Genomic DNA, 18,601 nt, shown 5'->3' with positions numbered 1-18,601 from the left:
GCCTATACAAAAGTACCTATCATTAAGTAGATATAATTTTTGGCAGGCTCATAACAAGTATAATGAGTATAAACAAAAAAACGAATAGCCCTACGTGAAGTTTAAATGGGTAAACCATTTGGCTTGTTCTGTCTAACGATACTGGATATTTATATTTTAATAATGAAAACACAAGTGTTTTACTATCAACACTCCAATGAGACAGTGGGATACTCTGCCCCTTTGTTGTATTAAATACTAGTGAGATTAAATGCGACCTTTTAGTTGTTCTTCCAATTGCTCCTTCAACTGAGTCGTAATCGTAATTCCACTTAGCCTCAATGCTAATAATATCCTGCTTAGTTAATGTACGCGGTTTTTGATCGGTAAATAATAATGCAGGTAAATAAAGCTCATCATCGTTTATGATAATGGAGCTTAAGGGCGCTATTTTTATAAAATAGTATTTATTACAAACAATAACCCTAGCGAAGTAATAACTTGCATAAGTTATTACTAAAAATGCAAAAGAAGGTTTCCAGTTTTGTGATGAGAACGCAATAAATAGCGAAAGCAAAGCAAAACACACAACAATGAAATGAACTAAGTTTTTCTTACTATCAGGGAGTGGTAGCGCGCATCTAAGTATAGGAATATTATTTTTAGCCTCAGCATTACCTAAAATAGTATTTTGTGGGAATATTTTTGAAAATTTGTTTACTGTTGCTGAGTTTGTTTTTTCAGCCTCGGCCTCTTCACGTTTAGCAGTATAAACGCGCTCAACGGTTGAAAGCTTATTCACTAATAGCTGCGCTTGTTTGTCTTGCTTGAAACACCTAAACGTATAAGTGCTCAATTTGCCTTGTGCTGAGGTGTAATTGATATCTATGATATTTACAGCTTTATCTGCTCTAAACGATATTGTGTTTATACTGTTTGTATCAATGGAGTGGTGACTATACGTGAAGATTTCTTTCTTAAAAAAATAAGCCCCCAACTTTATATCTATTTGATTATTGTGTTCATCAAACTTTAACCGGTGTTGAAACATCAAAAGCACAATAATTAATAAAACATCAAGCCCATCGGTTGTATCAAAAATAAAGCCTTGGCTTAAAACACCTAGTACAAGGCCTGCTACAGTTAGCCAAATGAATAGCCATTTAATCGTTTCTAATAGTGATTTTAATATAATTGAATTAGCCAAAATTCCCTCTTTAAACAAAAAGAGTATGCTTAGTTACATACTCTAATAACATATAAATACTTAAAGTAGTCAAAAGCTAATTAACTAGACGCAATAATGATTATCCAACCATCTTCTTTGGTAAGTTCAAATACACAGCCGTCAGACACGAATTTTTTTTCACCATACTGGGCTCTTATATCAACCTGTGCATAATTAGATTTCGATTCAGTTGATAATTTTTGAGATAAAACCTCGAATTCAGGGCTTGTTACATACTTTTGAAACTTTTCTGCCTTTTTACTCAAGTATGCGATAGCGCGTTTTTTTTCGTCCTCAGTATCTTTGAAATGCTTTGGTACAAAAGACATCAAGGTATCAATGTCTTTATCAGCTTTTGCTTTTCTAAACTCTTCGCATTTTTTTATAAATAATGGATCTTGATTATCCTTAGCAGGAAAATTCACATTTGATTCATCTGCAAAAGCTGATGTGCTTAAAAACATAATGCTAGAAAAGGCTATTAATTGTGATTTCATTTTAAATCCTTTGTGAACGGAACAAATAAGGGGGACGTTGTGTAAACATTAAGCTTTTCCTCATCTACACTGATTGCTGTGGCATCCATAGTAAAATTAAATCCACCATCAGCCTCTGTCCAAGTAAAACTACTAACGTCAGGTGCTTGAGCAAATAACTTTCGCTTATTATTAAAACAAGAAACTCCCTGTAACATTTTTTGTTGATCTTCTACATGCCAAAAGTCGTTACCTGGTTTAGAGAGGTATATATAACAACCACGCTCTAGACCTTCAACACTGACTTTATAATTTAACAGTCCAATATCGGGATTTAGTTCGACAGAACCTTCAATAACATCATTAACAGAATATGAGTCTACACACCCTTGCAAAACTAATGAACCAAGCAATACACACATGGTTTTTTTTAACATAACGTTCCCTTATTCACTCTTAATTATTATTTTTACGTTCACTTTTTAGCTTTTTATATAAATCATCTGCCACTGCTGTGGCTTTACCAATAATGCTATAAGAGTCATCTTTTAAAAATGCGTCAATCGACTCTTTCCGCAAATTTTCTTCGTACCAGTATTTAAACTCTTTGTATGATACTAAATCACTTATTTTATTTTTTAACTGTTGGACATTCTCAACTTTGTTTTGATATGCAAAAGCACGTAAAACAAAAGATTTAAGCGTACTATCAACACTTAGCTCTATTTGGCTATCATCGGCTATGTAACTTTGGAATAATCGAATGCCGTTTTTGTAATAAAGAGAAATATAATCAGTGGTTGAGCTTATTTTTACCTGTTTGTTATTAAAAGCATTAATAACATTAAACTCTTCGTCTAAATTATCTATATAAAAAGGCCCCTTAATATGTAAGTAATCAGGCATTACAACCTTTAGCGATATAACGTGTTCTTTTTTGATACTTGAGTAGTTACTTTCACCATATACATTTTGTAAGCTAAACCAGCCTGTACCAACATCACTAGGCACAATAAAACTAGCATTAGTATCATCTATATAATCCAACTGTATTGTTGGGCCATCTGCAAAAACTAATGCAGTACCACTTTCTAAATTTGCACCAGTTATTAATACTTTATCGCCTTCAACTACATTTCTAGTCGGAATGCCTGTAATAACTGGTGTTTTTGAATGCAGTAATGTGGCATCAATACTGTTGGTTTTATAGCCATCTATAGCTAGAAAAAATGTAATTGGTTCACCACCAAGAGCAACCTTTGGATAATTAGGTATAACAAATTCAATTTTATTTTTTGATGTAATCGTGACTGGTAAATTAACGATAGGCTGTTTGTCATCCCCTTTTAATATTACCAAATGTGCCGCATCACCTTTTAGATTTTCTGCATTTAAATTAGTAGGGAAAAACGGCCTAACTTTGTTAATAAATACTGCCTCGTCACTATGAGAGTATGTTGCAGAGCTAATGACTGGGGTATTTGATGGATATAAGTTATTTATACCAATTAGTTTTTCTTGTGGCTGAGAGTCATTTTCATCAAACAAAAAGTCACCATCGTCGTCAGTATCTAAAAAGTTAGGTATGCCATCACCATCGAGATCGTAACGGATAAACTCAACTAAGTTTAATTCATCTGAATCTAGAACAGCATTATTGTCACTATCTAAGTCTATAAATGCTGGTTTTTTATCATCATCTAAATCATAGGTTGATTCTATATAATCAGTAATGCCATCATTATCGCTGTCTAAATCAAGCCAGTTTGGAGTACCATCATTGTCGACGTCATGACTAAAGCTAAAGTTAGCTGTATAAATATGGTACTCATTTCCATCGGGTATTTTGTCATCATCGGTATGTTGACCTAGGTGATTCATTCCCAAAGCAAGCTCTTTGTTTGTAGGAACTGCGTCTTTATCTATATCAATAAACGCATGTACCGTATATGTAAAGCTACCTGCACCTAAGTTATTTCTATCAGTAATACTTAAATTATATTCACCCGCTTGCTTAGGTGAAAAAGTAATAACCTGACCGACTTTACCAACGAGCTCAATGTTTGTTGGTATAGAAGAAATAACATCACCATTATTGTTAATAATCGTTAAAGACGGTGTAAAACGTGAATCATCTTTAAAAAGTATAAACGTCACTGATAAGTCTTCAAATAGCATTGAGCTGGGGATATTAAATTTAAAATCATCTATATCTACATTTTTAGCAATAACCCCCGCAGCTTTAAAAGGTATATTCCCAACTGGGTTTGCTTGGCCAACGTTGTTATTAAACTCTTGTTCTTGAACAACCGACATTGTGGTTTTATCGGCATCAAACGGATAGTCATCCTGCTCATCAAGCACGCCATCACCGTCTTCATCTTTGTTTTGCCAAGTTCCTAACTGAGAAGTTGGTTGAATGGTTTTTGCTTGTAATGGTGTTGTGTAGGTTAGCGAGCTAAAAGCACAGCTAACACTCAATAGCGAGAGGCAAAATAGTGGTGTTTTCAAGAATCCATCCTTGTTTTATAATCCATAGTTCAGCCAATAAATTTAAACTATTTAATCACCGAATACAAACCACTTTAAAAATTGGCTTCAAAAACAAAAAAGCACCACTACAGCGGTGCTTTTTATAATTAACAATTTTATCTAAAAAGAACGTCTTCTCTGTTAAACCACTTAACACAAAATGCCAATAGTCCAGCAGCAATGATTGCAGTGGCTAAAAATATTAAGCCTACAAATGTGTAATCAACAGTCCCTTTTACTATTTCTTTAATTGCTAATGCTACGTTTGTAACAGGAATGAATGCTGTTTTAGCAGTGAGTTCCATATTTGGCATTATTGAAATAATAATCGGGAAAAATACGCCCATACTAAGTGGTGCCATATAATTCTGCGCTTCTTTAAACGTGCGAGCATAGATAGATATAGCCAGAGCTAAGGCCGAAAATATAGCTGCAACAGGTAATAATAGTACAAATATCATTAGTAAATCGGTAACTGCTAATGTACTAAACGCGGCTTTAATAAAATCAAGATCGGCAAATGCGAGCGCCAATGCTATCCAACAGCCCATACTTAAGACGGTTATCGTTGTGGAGGCAATGGATGTAGTTAACAAGGTTATAAATTTACCAAGCACCAGCTCTGTACGCGTAATAGGTGTAAGTAGGAGTGTTTCTAGCGTGCCGCGTTCTTTTTCGCCAGCGCCTAAATCAATAGCGGGATAAGTTGCCCCCATCAATACTAATGGAATAAGTAAATAAGGTAAAAACCCGCCAATTTTTTCGCCAAGGTTTTCACGTTTATCGGCTGTATCTACTTTTATGACTTCAATTGGATTAAGAATAGATTTTTGAACAGACTCTTCAATACCAAAACTGATTAGCTTTTGAGTTTGCAGCACGTCACTGTATTCTTTTGCGAGCTCTTTAACGCGTTCGAATAAAAAGTTGATAGATTTTGAATCGTTAAAAACAACCTGCCACTGGCTTTGTTTTCCATCGTCCAATGTTTGCACAGCATGACTTGGTAAATAAATACCCATATCAATATCGCCAGCGATTACACCTGCTTTAAGCTCATCAATATTGTTAAAGGTTCTATCCCCTTTATAAAGCTCAAAACTTTTGTGATAAAACACTTTATCTGTAAACTCTTGTGCGTAGTCACCGTTGATAATCGCGTAAGTGTTTACTTTTTGCTCAGCGTCCATTGCAGCTTGCGAGCTTATAAATGCCATTACGGCAAACAATAACGGAAATATAGCAACAGGGAGCGCGACTACAAATAATAGCGTTTTTTTATCGCGTAATAACTCTCTTAATTCCTTTTTAAATACCTCAAACATCATGTTTCTCCGTTAATATATTCATAAACGCTTGGTTAAGCTCATCACTATTACCTGCTTGTTTAAACTCTTCTACTGTCCCGTCAAAACAGCTAATACCTTCGTTAATTACAGCGACACGGTCACATAAAAGGGCTACTTCATCTAGATGATGGGTTGAGAAAATAACAGGCGTCCCTTGCGCCTTTAAACCTTTGATAAATTTAATAACTGTTTGTGTTGTCATTATATCAAGGCCCGTTGTTGGCTCATCAAGCACAACAACTGCTGGGCGATGAACAACTGCACGCGCTATATTTGCTTTTTGCTTCATCCCCGTTGAAAGGTTTTCTGCCCGTTTATCTACAAATTTATGCATGTCTAGCAATGTAAATAGCTCATCACAACGCGATGCAATATCGCTTTTGTTCATGCCATGAAGCTTTGCAAAATACTCTATGTTTTCTTTTACAGTTAAGCGGCCATACAACCCCGTAGAGCCTGATAAAAATCCAATAGACTTACGGCCCAGTAGCGGTTTTTTTACAATATCGTTTCCAGCAATCGTTATTGAGCCTTCATCGGGCTTTAACGCGGTTGAAATCATTCTCAGTGTCGTCGTTTTTCCCGCACCATTTGGGCCGAGCAATCCAAGTACCTCACCTTTAGCGCAACTAAAACTAACGTCTCGTACTGAGTGAAAGTAGTCTTTATCTTCACGAGGATCGATGTCGTCTATTTTATTTTTTTTGTGATCTTTAGTTAGCTTAAATTTCTTTTTAAGCCCAGCAACTTCTATCATGTTCGCATCCTTCGTTTCGCTCTAAAATAATCTGTATTGTTGTAAAAAGAGTCATCTTTGTTTTCGTCATGCCAGCCTGGCACACCTAATAAAGGCAGTGGTGAAAGCTTTTTGTTATCGGCTAAGCAGTTATCTGTATTAATCATCTCATAAAGGGCTTGGTCAAGGTACTGATATTGAGTTACTAAATCTTTACAAAATATTTCATTAGGTACACAAACAAATAACGCTTTACCCGTTAAACCTATATAAGGCTTTGTTAGCATTTCATAATTAGCATGACCAAACATAAAAGGTTTTATTGTTTTACCCCACTCATGTTTGTGTTCAACAAATGCAGTTTTCCATTGGTGATCGCAAAGCCACTGCTGCCATTTACTCTCACTTATAGCTAATACAACACCACACTCATCAAAAAGCGTTAGTGCATTACGATGCTTAGTACGCTGTTGCAGTCCATGCTCAGCTATATCTTGCACATGTCTATGGTTTATTAACGCTTTGGTTTTTGGAAATAAACACCATATAAACCCACCAAATAAGTCATGCCAATTTTCACTACGTGTAGGTACAACACCCGTTTCAAAAATTACTTGCTCGTAATACCGCTCGCCAAAATCTACCTTTGCATCATCTTCAAAAGTAATAGGAATATTATTCTCATTAATAGCAGTTAAAAATGGAGAAAACCACTGCGGCGCCGGCCAATCTGTTAGTTCGTTAACTTTAAATAGCTCACGTAAATGCGCAAATGCACCTGTTTCTAAACTACTGATTTGCCACTGCTCGGGGGGAGTAAAACGCTTCATTTAAACCTTTAACCATTTATGCCTATAATTTACGAGAAGTTTACCGCAAAAACTGGTTCTGCTTAATAGAAGTTAATATACTAATCACAACTTAAAACAAAAAAAGAGCTGACATGAAACATTATTTCTCTCTCACACTCCTCGCTACTGCTGTTTTAGCAGGTTGCGCAACAACAAGTATTACCCCTACTGATGTAACAAATGGTTATAACAGTATTCAAGCTGATGAACTGGCTAAACATGTAAAAGTGCTCGCATCGGATGAGTTTGGTGGCCGTGCTCCTTCATCACCTGGCGAAAAGCTAACGCTTGATTATTTAACTGCGCAGTTTAAAGCTTTAGGTTTAAAACCAGGTAATGGCGACAGTTACTTACAAGAAGTGCCATTGGTTTCTTTAGAAGCTGATTCAAACATGGTGCTTAGTATTGGTGGTAAAGACTATCAATATAAAAAAGACATGGTTATGGGTAGCAGCCGCATTAGCGCACAAGAAGGCATAGAAAATTCTGAACTTGTTTTTGTGGGCTACGGCGTTAATGCACCTGAATACAATTGGAATGACTACGAAGGGTTAGACGTCAAGGGCAAAACGGTTGTAATGCTGGTTAATGATCCGGGCTTTGCAACAAAAGACCCTGCTTTATTTACTGGCGACGCAATGACTTATTACGGTCGTTGGACATACAAATATGAAGAAGCAAGTCGACAAGGTGCAGCTGGAGCAATTATTATTCATGAAACAGCACCTGCGTCATACCCATGGTCAGTAGTTGAAAACTCTTGGAGCGGTGAGCAGTTTGGTTTTCAAAAAGAAAACAACAATATGGATCGTGTAGCTGTTGAAGGCTGGGTTACAACTGACGTAGCAAAAGAGCTTTTCACTAAAGCAGGTTTAGATTTTGATACCGTTAAAACAAATGCTGCTAAAAGTGCTTACCATGTTGATATGGGCGATTTAACTGCTTCTGTTAATGTTAAAAATACGATTAAAAAATCAGTGTCGTATAACTTTATCGCTACGTTACCAGGAAGCGAGCAACCAGATGAGCATGTTATTTACTCGGCGCATTGGGATCACTTAGGTACAGATAAAACACGTAAAGGCGATCAAATTTACAACGGTGCTCACGACAACGCAACGGGTACAGCTGGGCTTATTGAAGTAGCTGAAGCCTTTACTAAATTACCTAAGCATCCTAGCCGCTCAATGACATTTTTAGCGGTAACTGCTGAAGAGCAAGGCTTACTAGGTTCTAAATACTATGCAGCTAACCCAGTGATTGCAGCTAATAAAACAGTCGCTAACATAAACATGGATAGCTTAAATTTATTAGGCAAAGTAAAAGACATGAATGTGGTCGGTATTGGTAAGTCACAAATGGATGAGTTTTTAGCAACTGCAGCTAAAGAGCAAGGCAGAACAATATCAGGCGATCCTAAACCATCATCTGGTGGCTATTACCGCTCTGATCACTTTGCATTTGCTAATATGGGGATTCCAGCCATGTACGCAGGTGGCGGCACAGTCGCAGCTGACGAAGAGACAGCTAATTACCGTAAACGCATGAGTTTAGTACTTCGCGGTTGTTATCATCAACCATGTGATCGTTACCGTGACGAATGGGATTTATCGGGTGCTGTTCAAGACTTACAATTGTTTTATAAAGTAGGTTTTGATATTTCGGAGCAAGAGCAATGGCCAACGTGGAATGCAAACTCAGAATTTCAACGTAAGTAGCATTGGTTTAACATCGAAAAACTCAAAGAGAGTAATCGATTTAAATAGATGCAAATGATATTGATTATCATTTAATAAAAATATACAGTGTTACTAAGTTTATTTAATTGGTAACACTATATGATTTTACTCTCTCAAATAGGATTTATTACGCCCGCTTCTAAACGCTTTGTTAGCCAAAATAAACGTTTATTATTACCACTTTTTTTACTGGTATGCTTAGCTGTGCCATCACTTCGTGAAATTACAATAACAGCACTAAGTGATGCTTTTTTTCAAGTTAGCGTATTTGTTGCTGCTACATTATTAATTTATTACTACGCCATAGAGCATTTACCTCAATTAGAGCTTAGTTATTTAAGTGCTAAATCGCCGGTATTAGAAATATTTTTTGCTGCCGTTTTAGGTGCCCTTCCTGGATGTGGTGGTGCAATAATAGTGGTTACCCAGTTTACAAAAGGCCAAGCAAGTTTTGGGGCTATTGTTGCTGTTTTAACAGCTACAATGGGAGATGCCGCATTTTTACTCCTTGCCACTCGCCCTACTGAAGGTTTAACCATAATGGCCATTGGCTTAGTCGTAGGCACGCTTTGTGGTGCTATAGTAAATGCCCTTCATGCAAAAGACTTTTTACGCCCAACTAAGCAAGAACAAAAACACCAAGTTAAAGTATTGCCAACTCGTATAATTAAAATAAGCAAACCAGTTTGGATGTTCGCTATTATTCCAAGCCTCATTATTGCTTTTTTAATTGCGTTTAATGTCGACTTTGATCAATTTGGAAAATACACAGGCACAAGTATTAGTATTTTTGGTGCTGCAATGGCGTTATTTACTGTAACTATATGGGCGTATTCTTCTAAAGGTGAAAGCTATAAAGAAGTAACCTCAGAAGACGATGAATGTAATCCACCTTCTAAAATTATTAAAGTACTTCAAGACACACACTTTGTGACCGCATGGGTAGTGGCATCCTTTATGTTGTTTGAGATTTTAGTAAATATTGCAGGGCTTGATTTAAAAAACTGGTTTGCACATTATGCTTATTTAGCGCCACTTATTGCTGTGGTGATTGGTTTTTTACCCGGTTGTGGTCCGCAAATAATTGTTACTACGTTATATATTCAGGGGATCATTCCATTTAGTGCATTAACTGCTAATGCAATATCTAACGATGGTGATGCGTTATTTCCTGCAATTGCAATGGCACCTAAAGCGGCTGTAATTGCGACTGTGTATACATCTATTCCTGCTTTGGCCGTTGGCTATGGCCTTTACTTTTTAAGTTAAAATTGCCATAAACAAAAAAGCTCAGCTATTGCTGAGCTTTTAGGATGTTAACTTATTTTATTTATACGGCTGCTGGCTCTGCAGCTAGTTCTTTTGGATTTGGGCCATAATCGTTCTCACCTTCATGTGAGTCTTGTGCAAGAAAAACAATTAAAACAATCCAACCAATTACTGGCACTAACCAAAGTAACTGCCACCAGCCTGAACGACCAGTATCATGAAGGCGACGTGCACCAGCACTTAAGCCAGGAATTAATAGCGCTAAGCTATAAATAGTGCCAATGAACATTGTACCTAGTACACCATCAATCGCATTACAAACTACCGAAAAAATGAAGTTAAATAATACAAACATCCAATATGCTTTACGACGATTACGGCCTGAAAAATCCGCGTAGCTGCGAAGCGCGTTCATATAATGTTCCATGAAATTTCCTTAGTGTTATTTTTTTATATTCCCTAACGGGGTTAACTTTATTACTTTTTAGTAACACATGTATCTTAAATAAAAACAGACTCATTTAAAACAAAAAACCAGCAAATTGCTGGTTTTTTTATTAGGGCGTGTTGACCTTTGCGGATTGTAATTTGTTCAATCTAGGGACGATTTAATCGCGGCGCGAGGTTTGTAACCTAGTGGGCTAAGTAAAAACCGAGCAACAAAGAGTTTATCGCCCCTAGGCAGAACCCGAAGGGCAGCGCATGTTTGGCATTTATGCTGCGTTATCGCCTACTTATGGGGAGTAACCACACTTCATAGGCTCTGCCTTGCCTAAAAACCAAACATACTGCTGTAAATTCAACCATCAAAGATCAACACGCCCTAGTTAAACAATTATATTATTAACTCATAGCCATCATCATTGCCGATGGGTTTTCTAAGTACGATTTCCATAGGTTATTAAAGCGTGCAATAGTGCCGCCATCAATAACGCGATGATCGCCAGACCAACTCACTTGCATAATAGCTTTACTCACAACTTGGCCACTTTCATCAAAACGCGGTAAGTGCTGCAGTTTACCCAATGCAACAATAGCCACTTCTGGTTTATTAATGATGGGGGTTGCGATAGTGCCGCCAATCGCACCAATGTTAGAGATACTAATTGTCCCACCTTTTAAATCATCCGGTGCAACACGCCCTTCTCGCGCAGAATGAGTTAAGCGGGTTAAATCATTTGCCACATCAATAATGCTTTTACTCTGGCACGATTTAATATTAGGCACTAACAAGCCAATTTTTGAATCAACCGCTATACCAATATTATGATCGTTATAATAGGTAAGCTCTGAGCAATCATCATTCACTTTTGAATTCAGTACAGGGTACTCTTTCATTGCTAGCGAGAGTGCTTTTACAAAAAATGGCATCATGGTGAGCTTAACGCCTTGTGCTTTGTACTGCTCTTTTAAGGAGCTTCGCAAAGCTATAAGCTGCGTTAAGTCGATTTCATCACTAAAAGTAAAGTGCGGAATAGTTGAAACCGAAGCCACCATTTGCTTGGCCATGGCCGCTTTAATGCCTTTAATTTGCTCTACTCGTACGCCACCGCTTTGATTCTGTGTTTGGTTTTGTACTGCACTTTGAGAAGCATCGCTATTAAGCGGTGAAGTATCAATACTATTTGGCACTTCGCCTTTTACAAACTCTTCAATATCTTGCTTGTAAATACGTCCATTTTTACCACTACCTGGTACGCACGTTAAATCAACATCTAGCTCACGTGCTTTACGACGAACCGCAGGTGATGCAACCGCTTTTTGATTAATAACTTTAGCAGCTTGCTGCGTTTTAACAGGGGCAACTTTTTCAGCGACGGCATTAGTTTGAGCCTTTACGACCGCTTGGTTTATATCAACATTTGGTTTTGCTGCACTGCCTGCAATTGTCATTTGAAACAACGGGCTATGTACTTTTGCTATTTCACCTTTTTGGTAATATAGTTTTTTTACTGTGCCTGTATATTTTGCCGGAATTTGCACTAATGCTTTATCGGTCATTACGTCACAAACCGCTTGGTCTTCTTCTATTTCGTCGCCTTCAGCGACTAACCAATCAACAATCTCACACTCAACAATACCTTCACCAATATCTGGTAGTATAAAGTCTTCAACTACATCAGATGCATTGTTATTAGTTTGATTTTCAGCTTGAACAGGCTCTTCTACTACTTCATTACTCGTACTATCACCAGTTACATCCATAGCAAATAAAGGAGCATGTACTTTAGCAATTTCACCTTTTTGATAATATAACTTTGAAATTACGCCATCATGCACTGCCGGAATTTGTACTAATGCTTTGTCTGTCATAACATCGCAAATTGGCTGATCCTCAGATACGGTATCGCCTTCTTGTACTAGCCACTCAACTACTTCGCATTCAACAATGCCTTCACCAATATCGGGTAATATAAAATCTTTCGCCATGGTAACCCCTAAAAATCCATTGATTGTTTAATTGCAGCCAACACTTTTAGTGCGTCCGGTACGTATTCTTTTTCAAGTGCCAACGGGTATGGTGTATCTAGACCACATACACGTAAAATTGGTGACTCTAAATGCAAGAAACACTCTTGTTGTATTGTTGCTGCTATCTCGGCACCAAAGCCATTAGTTATAGGCGCTTCATGGCTCACGATTAAACGGCCGGTTTTAATAACCGATTTAGCAATCGTTTCAACATCCCATGGTAAAATACTACGAAGATCTATTACTTCACAGCTTATACCTTGCTCGCTTGCTTGCTTTGCTGCCTCTTCAATAATCTCCATTTGAGCACCCCACGCTAAAAGCGTAATATCGGTACCCTCTTGTACTACTTCAGCCGTGCCTAATTCAATACTATAATCTTCTTCTGGCACTTCGCCTGTTGATGCACGATATAAACGCTTAGGCTCAAAAAATATGACAGGGTTATCATCCTTAATAGAGGCACGTAATAAACCCTTAGCTTGATAAGGGTTACGCGGTACAACCACTTTTAAGCCCGGTGTATGTGCAAAATAAGCTTCGGGTGATTGCGAGTGATATAAGCCACCAGCAATACCACCGCCATAAGGCGTACGAATAGTTAAGTTACCTACATTAAATTCATTACCACTGCGATAACGAAATTTAGCGGCTTCATTTACTATTTGATCAAACGCTGGGAAAATATAATCAGCAAATTGAATTTCTGCTAATGCAGGCGCACCAAATGCCGCTAAACCATTAGCAAAGCCTAAAATACCTTGTTCGGTTAAAGGCGTATTAAAAACGCGATGCTTACCGTACTTTTCTTGCAAGCCTGATGTTGCTCTAAATACACCACCGAAGTAACCAACATCTTCGCCAAAAATACAGGCTTGAGGGTGTTCGTTCATCGTAATATCGAGGGCAGAGTTAATTGCGTGGAGCATGTTCATTTTAGCCATTACTTAATTCTCCCTGCAGTTACTGGGTAAGCATCTGGATGCTGTTTTATATGTTCTTTTAATTGCTCGTACTGACGTTGCAATAATGGAATTGGTGTATCGTAAACGTCAGATACCAATTCTTCTAAAGCCGGCTTGGCAACAACTTCAGCACGCTTAAGCGCTGCTAAAATTTCTTCACGAATCGACTCTTTTGCTTTTATATCGTCTTCTTCGTTTAACCAATCTTGCTTGACCAACCATTTTCTAAATTTATCAATAGGACAGATTTGATTATTTGCCTCTTCATCTTTAGAGCGATAACCACTGGGATCGTCTGATGTAGAATGCGCGCCTAATCGATAAGCAATCGATTCAATAAGCACAGGCTCACCTTGTGTTGAGGCTATTTCGCGTGCTTTTTTGGTCGCTGCATACACAGCAAGTGCATCTGTGCCATCAACACGAATTGTTTTAATACCATAACCTACACCACGCGACGCAATACCATCGCCTTTAAACTGTTCATCAGCAGGGGTAGATATGGCATAGCCGTTATTACGTGCAAAAAATATAACCGGCGCTTTGTGAACAGCCGCCATATTTAAGCCCGCATGAAAGTCACCTTCTGATGCAGCACCTTCACCAAAGTAACAAATAGTCACGTTATCAATTGTGCTTGCAAGCTCACCTGTTTTAGCGTCGATATGCTTTATTTTTTGACCATATGCATAACCTGTGGCCTGTGGTATTTGCGTACCCAGTGGCGATGAAATCGTCATGTAGTTTAGCGCTTTAGAACCATAATGGATTGGCATTTGGCGACCTTTACCTAAATCCAATTCATTTGAGAACATTTGGTTCATAAATTGATCAAGCGTAAAGCCACGATAATGCAGGGCTGCTTGTTCACGATATTGCGCCATGATCATATCATCTTGATCAAGTGCAGCAGCAGAGGCTGTAACTGCGGCTTCTTCGCCTAGGCATTGCATATAAAAACTAACACGACCTTGGCGCTGCGCGCCTTGCATACGTTCATCTAACAAACGTATAAAACGCATTGTTTCATATAACTTAATAGCGGTATGTTTTGAAATATCAGGTGCGGTTGCACTAGGATGAATGTCGCCGTCCTCAGTTAAAATACTAAGGGTTGGAATATTAAGTGCTTGGCCATCAATAAATTCAAGCTCGTGGTTAATATTCAGCGATACGTTATTTGGATTACTCATAACCTACCTTCTTTTGTTGTCGGTAAAACAGTGCCCCTTTAAATTATTATTGTGGGTGATTGTTGCTGGTTAAACTTTGCAACATCTGCACTATCTTTAATTAAAGCTGCCAACACTTTACGTTAACGTAAAGTGTTATTCAACACATCTGGGACGAAACAAAAGCAAATACAAGTTAAATAAGTGGCAAGTTAACGATACGGTTACTTTAGTTAATAGTAATCATATAGTTAACTTGAAGCTACCAGTGGTCTGATGAGTTTAATTAGACGAAATTGCTATCAATATCCATTGGAATAACAGTAAGCAGTGCTCTTTGACCTAATGCTACGCTCGCATTTGGAAATATAATAGCCTCACCTTCAACGTCTGCGTAAATCGCTGTATCACCGTCGGTTGCAAGTAGTTCACCTTTCGCAAAGCCAGTAAAGTTCTCAGCATCATCAGAAAAAGGGAAACTAAAATCATCCTGCGTTCTATTAATTGTGCGGTGCACTGCAAATAACTCAAACTCACTTGCATTAAAATCAGGGTATTTAACTTCATTTTGGCTAATTAATGCAGTTAATGTTTGCTTTGTTTTTTCAAAGCGGGTCATATCATTTTGGCCAAATGGCTTAACTTGACCCAGCTCTACTGTAAACGAGTCTGCACCATGAACAAACGACGAATAATAGCTAAACGTTGTTGCGGGTGATTTCATCATAAGTACGGTATTTACACCACAGCTCAATAAAAATTGTAACTGTGACTTTTTCCATGGCTTACCATGTAAAAATGGATACACAGCAAATTTTTCGTTTTTAGAGCCTCTAATTGCAGTGTGTAAGTCGTAATGACATCGGCTACTGCATTGCTGGCCACGAGCATAAAAGTCACTTACGTATTGCTCAAGCTTTGCAGCGCGGTTTCGTTCATTATTCATTGGTACACCTTCAACTGTATGGTGACCATTAAATAATCTATTTAAGTTTTCTTCTACAAAACGCAAACCAATATTAATTGATTGTGGATTACCATAAATAAATAAAACACGCTGCTTAAGGACTAACTCACCTTTTATAATTTGTTTAATGAGCGCATCACAAATTTCAATTGGCGCAGTTTCGTTACCGTGTACAGCGCTTGAATAAATTACATCTTTGCTTGTTTTAACAGCAGGTTGAAACTCAATTACACCGGTATCGTGTATATTTACACGAGTTCCATTATCTAAAACAAATTCACCTGCATCTAAATGCCATTCGTTGTCACGACTAAGCGTTAAAAAATCGCCCGTTTGTTTTAATTCATTTAAGTAAGATGGATTGGCTGACATGTAATAAGCCCTTTAAAAATAATGTGAGAGTAAACTCTTATGCATATATATGCACAAGGTAGAGGTATAGAAACAAAAACGGCTGAATAAATCAGCCGTTTTAAAATTATTAGATTAAGTTAGCTTATAACTGAATCTACAAGCTTTTTAGCTTCTTTTTCAAGTAACGCTAAATGCTCTTCACCTTTAAATGATTCAAGGTATATTTTATAAATATCTTCAGTACCTGATGGACGCGCTGCAAACCAGCCATTTTCAGTGACCACTTTTAAACCACCAATTGCCGCATCGTTACCTGGTGCATGAGTCAGTTTTTGCAAAATAGGTTCACCAGCAAGTGTATCTGCTTTAACATCAGAAGCACTTAATGCTTTTAAACGTGACTTTTGGCCGCTTGAGGCCGGTGCATCAAGGCGTTTATAAATTGGAGAACCAAACTCTTGTTCTAGTTCTTTATAAAGCGCTGATGGAGTTTTACCTGTTACTGCAAGTATTTCTGCAGCAAGTAGTCCCATAATAAAGCCGTCTTTATCTGTACACCATACAGAGCCATCAAAACGTAAGAATGCAGCACCTGCGCTTTCTTCGCCACCAAATGCAAGCTTGCCTTTGCTTAAGCCTTCAACAAACCATTTAAAGCCTACGGGTACTTCTTTTACTTTTCGATTATTGCGCGCTGCTACTTTATCGATCATAGAGCTAGAAACCAGTGTTTTACCAATCTCTACTGTTTCATTCCAATCACGGTGTTTAAGTAAGTAATCAATTGCCACTGCTAAAAAGTGGTTTGGATTCATTAAACCATCTGGCGTTACAATACCGTGGCGATCGTAGTCAGGGTCGTTACCAATAGACACATCAAAGTCATCTTTTAATGCAATAAGGTTTGCCATTGAATAAGGTGATGAACAATCCATACGAATTTTGCCATCTTTATCAAGTGGCATAAAAGCAAAACGTGGGTCAACAACATCATTAACGACGGTTAAATCTAAATTATATTTTTTAGCAATAACAGGCCAAAAATTAATACCTGAACCACCTAGTGGATCGATACCAATTTTGATACCTGCATCGCTAACGGCTTTTAAATTAACGATATTTGCTAAATCATCAATATAAGGAGTCATTAAATCTTCGTAGCGAATAAAGCCTGAACGTGAAGCTTTAGCGAATGGGAATAACTCAACTTCAACCAAGTCTTCTAATAAAAGTTGATTTGCTCTGTCTTCAATCCACTTAGTGACGTCGGTATCAGCAGGTCCGCCATTAGGTGGATTGTATTTAAAGCCACCATCTTCAGGAGGGTTATGTGAAGGCGTAACAACAATCCCGTCTGCAAGCTCATTTGGGTGCAGCTTGTTATGGCTAACTATGGCGTGGCTGATAACTGGCGTTGGTGTAAAGTCACCGTTTTCTTGCGTTATCACTTGCACTTCGTTAGCAACTAAAACTTCAATAGCTGAATTAAATGCAGCCTCACTCAGTGCGTGTGTGTCTTTACCTAAAAATAACGGACCAAAAATATCATTTTGTTTTCTATAATCACAAATAGCCTGAGTAATCGCTAAAATGTGTGACTCGTTAAATTTAACATCGTAAGAACAACCACGGTGGCCTGATGTACCAAAAGCAACACAATGCTCTGGATTTTGTTCAAGATCAGGTTCGTTTAAGTAATACGCAGATACTAATTTAGGTACGTTAACCAGTGCTGATTGTGGAGCAGTTTTGCCTGCGCCTGAGTGAATAGCCATTATATTTCCTTACAGGTAATCGCGAATTTTTTCAGCTTGCTCTGCACTATATCCAAGGCAAAGAGCAACTTCATGAAGCATCATTTTTTTACGCGTTGTATTAGAATTTGTCATAACCCAATATTCACTATCAGTTATGTTTTTAGGGTTCATACTACTGCCGCTATTTACTAAGGCTTCTTTACTAGTAGCAAAGTAAACACGGTCACGCCCTTTTATATCTAGTACAGCCGAAAAATCAGTTTTATGTGTGCGGTAAAATGCACTTAAAATAAACAAAAAGCGCCCAACAACACCCTTCTGCATTGCCAGCTCTTCTTTATTTAATACATTAAAAACATTATCGCTTTTTTGCTTCACGGGTGCGTGAGCTACAGGCGTTTGTTTTTTTGAAGTCTCAGCAGCAGGTAGCTCTGAGCATTTTAATGTGGCGGTAGACGTAGTCGCAGTTTGATTATTTTGAGTTAGTTCTACGTTTGCGGTTTGAATTTTTTCGCCGCTCAGATTTAATAAACGACGTAAAATAGTGGATGCACTTTCACCAATACTTTGCGTATTGCTTGCAATATACTGATATAACTCGTCGTCTATGTCGATTTGTTTCATGTTCTTCCTGTCATTACGGGTCACATTTTTTTCTCCCGTGTGATTATACCCAAACCAATCAGAAATGCGAGTTACAACAAGCACTCCCGTAAACATATTAATATTTACTTGATTGTTGTTGATTTAACAAA

16 protein-coding genes are annotated in these 18,601 nt (G+C 37.8%); 2 read left to right on the top strand and 14 right to left on the bottom strand.

The features are described 5' to 3' along the window. Positions 1 to 22 precede the first annotated feature (22 nt). The 7 genes from H5090_RS10645 to H5090_RS10615 form a co-directional block, all read right to left on the bottom strand. The gene (locus tag H5090_RS10645) at positions 23 to 1,186 is read right to left on the bottom strand and encodes a hypothetical protein (RefSeq protein ID WP_182695671.1); all 1,164 of its coding nucleotides are present in this window, start codon (positions 1,184 to 1,186) and stop codon (positions 23 to 25) included. 80 nt (positions 1,187 to 1,266) lie between these two features. Continuing rightward, positions 1,267 to 1,704 (bottom strand): hypothetical protein, encoded by a 438-nt coding sequence (locus tag H5090_RS10640; protein ID WP_170173886.1) that lies wholly within the window; start codon positions 1,702 to 1,704, stop codon positions 1,267 to 1,269. After that, positions 1,701 to 2,120 (bottom strand): hypothetical protein, encoded by a 420-nt coding sequence (locus H5090_RS10635; protein WP_182695670.1) that lies wholly within the window; start codon positions 2,118 to 2,120, stop codon positions 1,701 to 1,703. Before H5090_RS10635 ends, H5090_RS10640 begins: the two co-directional genes overlap by 4 nt. Positions 2,121 to 2,139: 19 nt before the next feature. Next, on the bottom strand, positions 2,140 to 4,194 hold the full coding sequence (locus H5090_RS10630; RefSeq protein ID WP_182695669.1) for a hypothetical protein: 2,055 nt from the start codon (positions 4,192 to 4,194) through the stop codon (positions 2,140 to 2,142). 137 nt (positions 4,195 to 4,331) lie between these two features. Next, positions 4,332 to 5,540, bottom strand: a complete 1,209-nt coding sequence (locus H5090_RS10625) for an ABC transporter permease (RefSeq protein ID WP_182695704.1) — start codon at positions 5,538 to 5,540, stop codon at positions 4,332 to 4,334. Next, positions 5,533 to 6,321, bottom strand: coding sequence for an ABC transporter ATP-binding protein (locus tag H5090_RS10620; protein ID WP_024596859.1), 789 nt, complete (start codon positions 6,319 to 6,321; stop codon positions 5,533 to 5,535). The genes H5090_RS10625 and H5090_RS10620 overlap by 8 nt, the downstream gene beginning before the upstream one ends. Beyond that, complete coding sequence (locus tag H5090_RS10615) at positions 6,318 to 7,130, bottom strand: DUF3025 domain-containing protein (protein WP_096793172.1); 813 nt, start codon at positions 7,128 to 7,130, stop codon at positions 6,318 to 6,320. Before H5090_RS10615 ends, H5090_RS10620 begins: the two co-directional genes overlap by 4 nt. A 113-nt stretch (positions 7,131 to 7,243) precedes the next feature. On the opposite strand from H5090_RS10615, the gene H5090_RS10610 reads away from it, so the two are divergent. Further along, complete coding sequence (locus H5090_RS10610; RefSeq protein ID WP_182695668.1) at positions 7,244 to 8,869, top strand: M28 family metallopeptidase; 1,626 nt, start codon at positions 7,244 to 7,246, stop codon at positions 8,867 to 8,869. A gap of 120 nt (positions 8,870 to 8,989) precedes the next feature. Beyond that, the gene (locus H5090_RS10605) at positions 8,990 to 10,159 is read left to right on the top strand and encodes a putative manganese transporter (RefSeq protein ID WP_182695667.1); all 1,170 of its coding nucleotides are present in this window, start codon (positions 8,990 to 8,992) and stop codon (positions 10,157 to 10,159) included. A gap of 61 nt (positions 10,160 to 10,220) precedes the next feature. Here the strand turns inward: H5090_RS10605 and H5090_RS10600 are convergent, their stop codons facing one another. The 7 genes from H5090_RS10600 to seqA all read right to left on the bottom strand — a co-directional run bounded on the left by H5090_RS10600 (position 10,221) and on the right by seqA (position 18,470). After that, entirely contained in the window at positions 10,221 to 10,586 is a 366-nt protein-coding gene (locus tag H5090_RS10600; protein ID WP_182695666.1) for a DUF805 domain-containing protein, read from the bottom strand. A gap of 416 nt (positions 10,587 to 11,002) precedes the next feature. Continuing rightward, positions 11,003 to 12,589 (bottom strand): dihydrolipoyllysine-residue acetyltransferase, encoded by a 1,587-nt coding sequence (locus tag H5090_RS10595; protein ID WP_182695665.1) that lies wholly within the window; start codon positions 12,587 to 12,589, stop codon positions 11,003 to 11,005. Between the two features lie 8 nt (positions 12,590 to 12,597). After that, on the bottom strand, positions 12,598 to 13,575 hold the full coding sequence (locus H5090_RS10590) for an alpha-ketoacid dehydrogenase subunit beta (protein ID WP_182695664.1): 978 nt from the start codon (positions 13,573 to 13,575) through the stop codon (positions 12,598 to 12,600). After that, the gene (locus H5090_RS10585) at positions 13,575 to 14,789 is read right to left on the bottom strand and encodes a thiamine pyrophosphate-dependent dehydrogenase E1 component subunit alpha (RefSeq protein WP_002962935.1); all 1,215 of its coding nucleotides are present in this window, start codon (positions 14,787 to 14,789) and stop codon (positions 13,575 to 13,577) included. The genes H5090_RS10590 and H5090_RS10585 overlap by 1 nt, the downstream gene beginning before the upstream one ends. A gap of 265 nt (positions 14,790 to 15,054) precedes the next feature. Continuing rightward, on the bottom strand, positions 15,055 to 16,107 hold the full coding sequence (gene astE / locus H5090_RS10580; RefSeq protein ID WP_182695663.1) for a succinylglutamate desuccinylase: 1,053 nt from the start codon (positions 16,105 to 16,107) through the stop codon (positions 15,055 to 15,057). A 119-nt stretch (positions 16,108 to 16,226) separates the two neighbouring features. Continuing rightward, positions 16,227 to 17,864, bottom strand: a complete 1,638-nt coding sequence (gene pgm / locus H5090_RS10575; protein ID WP_182692743.1) for a phosphoglucomutase (alpha-D-glucose-1,6-bisphosphate-dependent) — start codon at positions 17,862 to 17,864, stop codon at positions 16,227 to 16,229. Positions 17,865 to 17,873: 9 nt separating this feature from the next. Beyond that, positions 17,874 to 18,470, bottom strand: coding sequence for a replication initiation negative regulator SeqA (gene seqA / locus H5090_RS10570; RefSeq protein WP_182695662.1), 597 nt, complete (start codon positions 18,468 to 18,470; stop codon positions 17,874 to 17,876). Between the last annotated feature and the right edge of the window lie 131 nt (positions 18,471 to 18,601).

It is taken from the genome of Pseudoalteromonas sp. SR43-5, from assembly GCF_014163835.1.
Classification (GTDB): Bacteria; Pseudomonadota; Gammaproteobacteria; order Enterobacterales; family Alteromonadaceae; genus Pseudoalteromonas; species Pseudoalteromonas distincta.
This window is presented reverse-complemented; position numbering and strand designations above follow the sequence as displayed.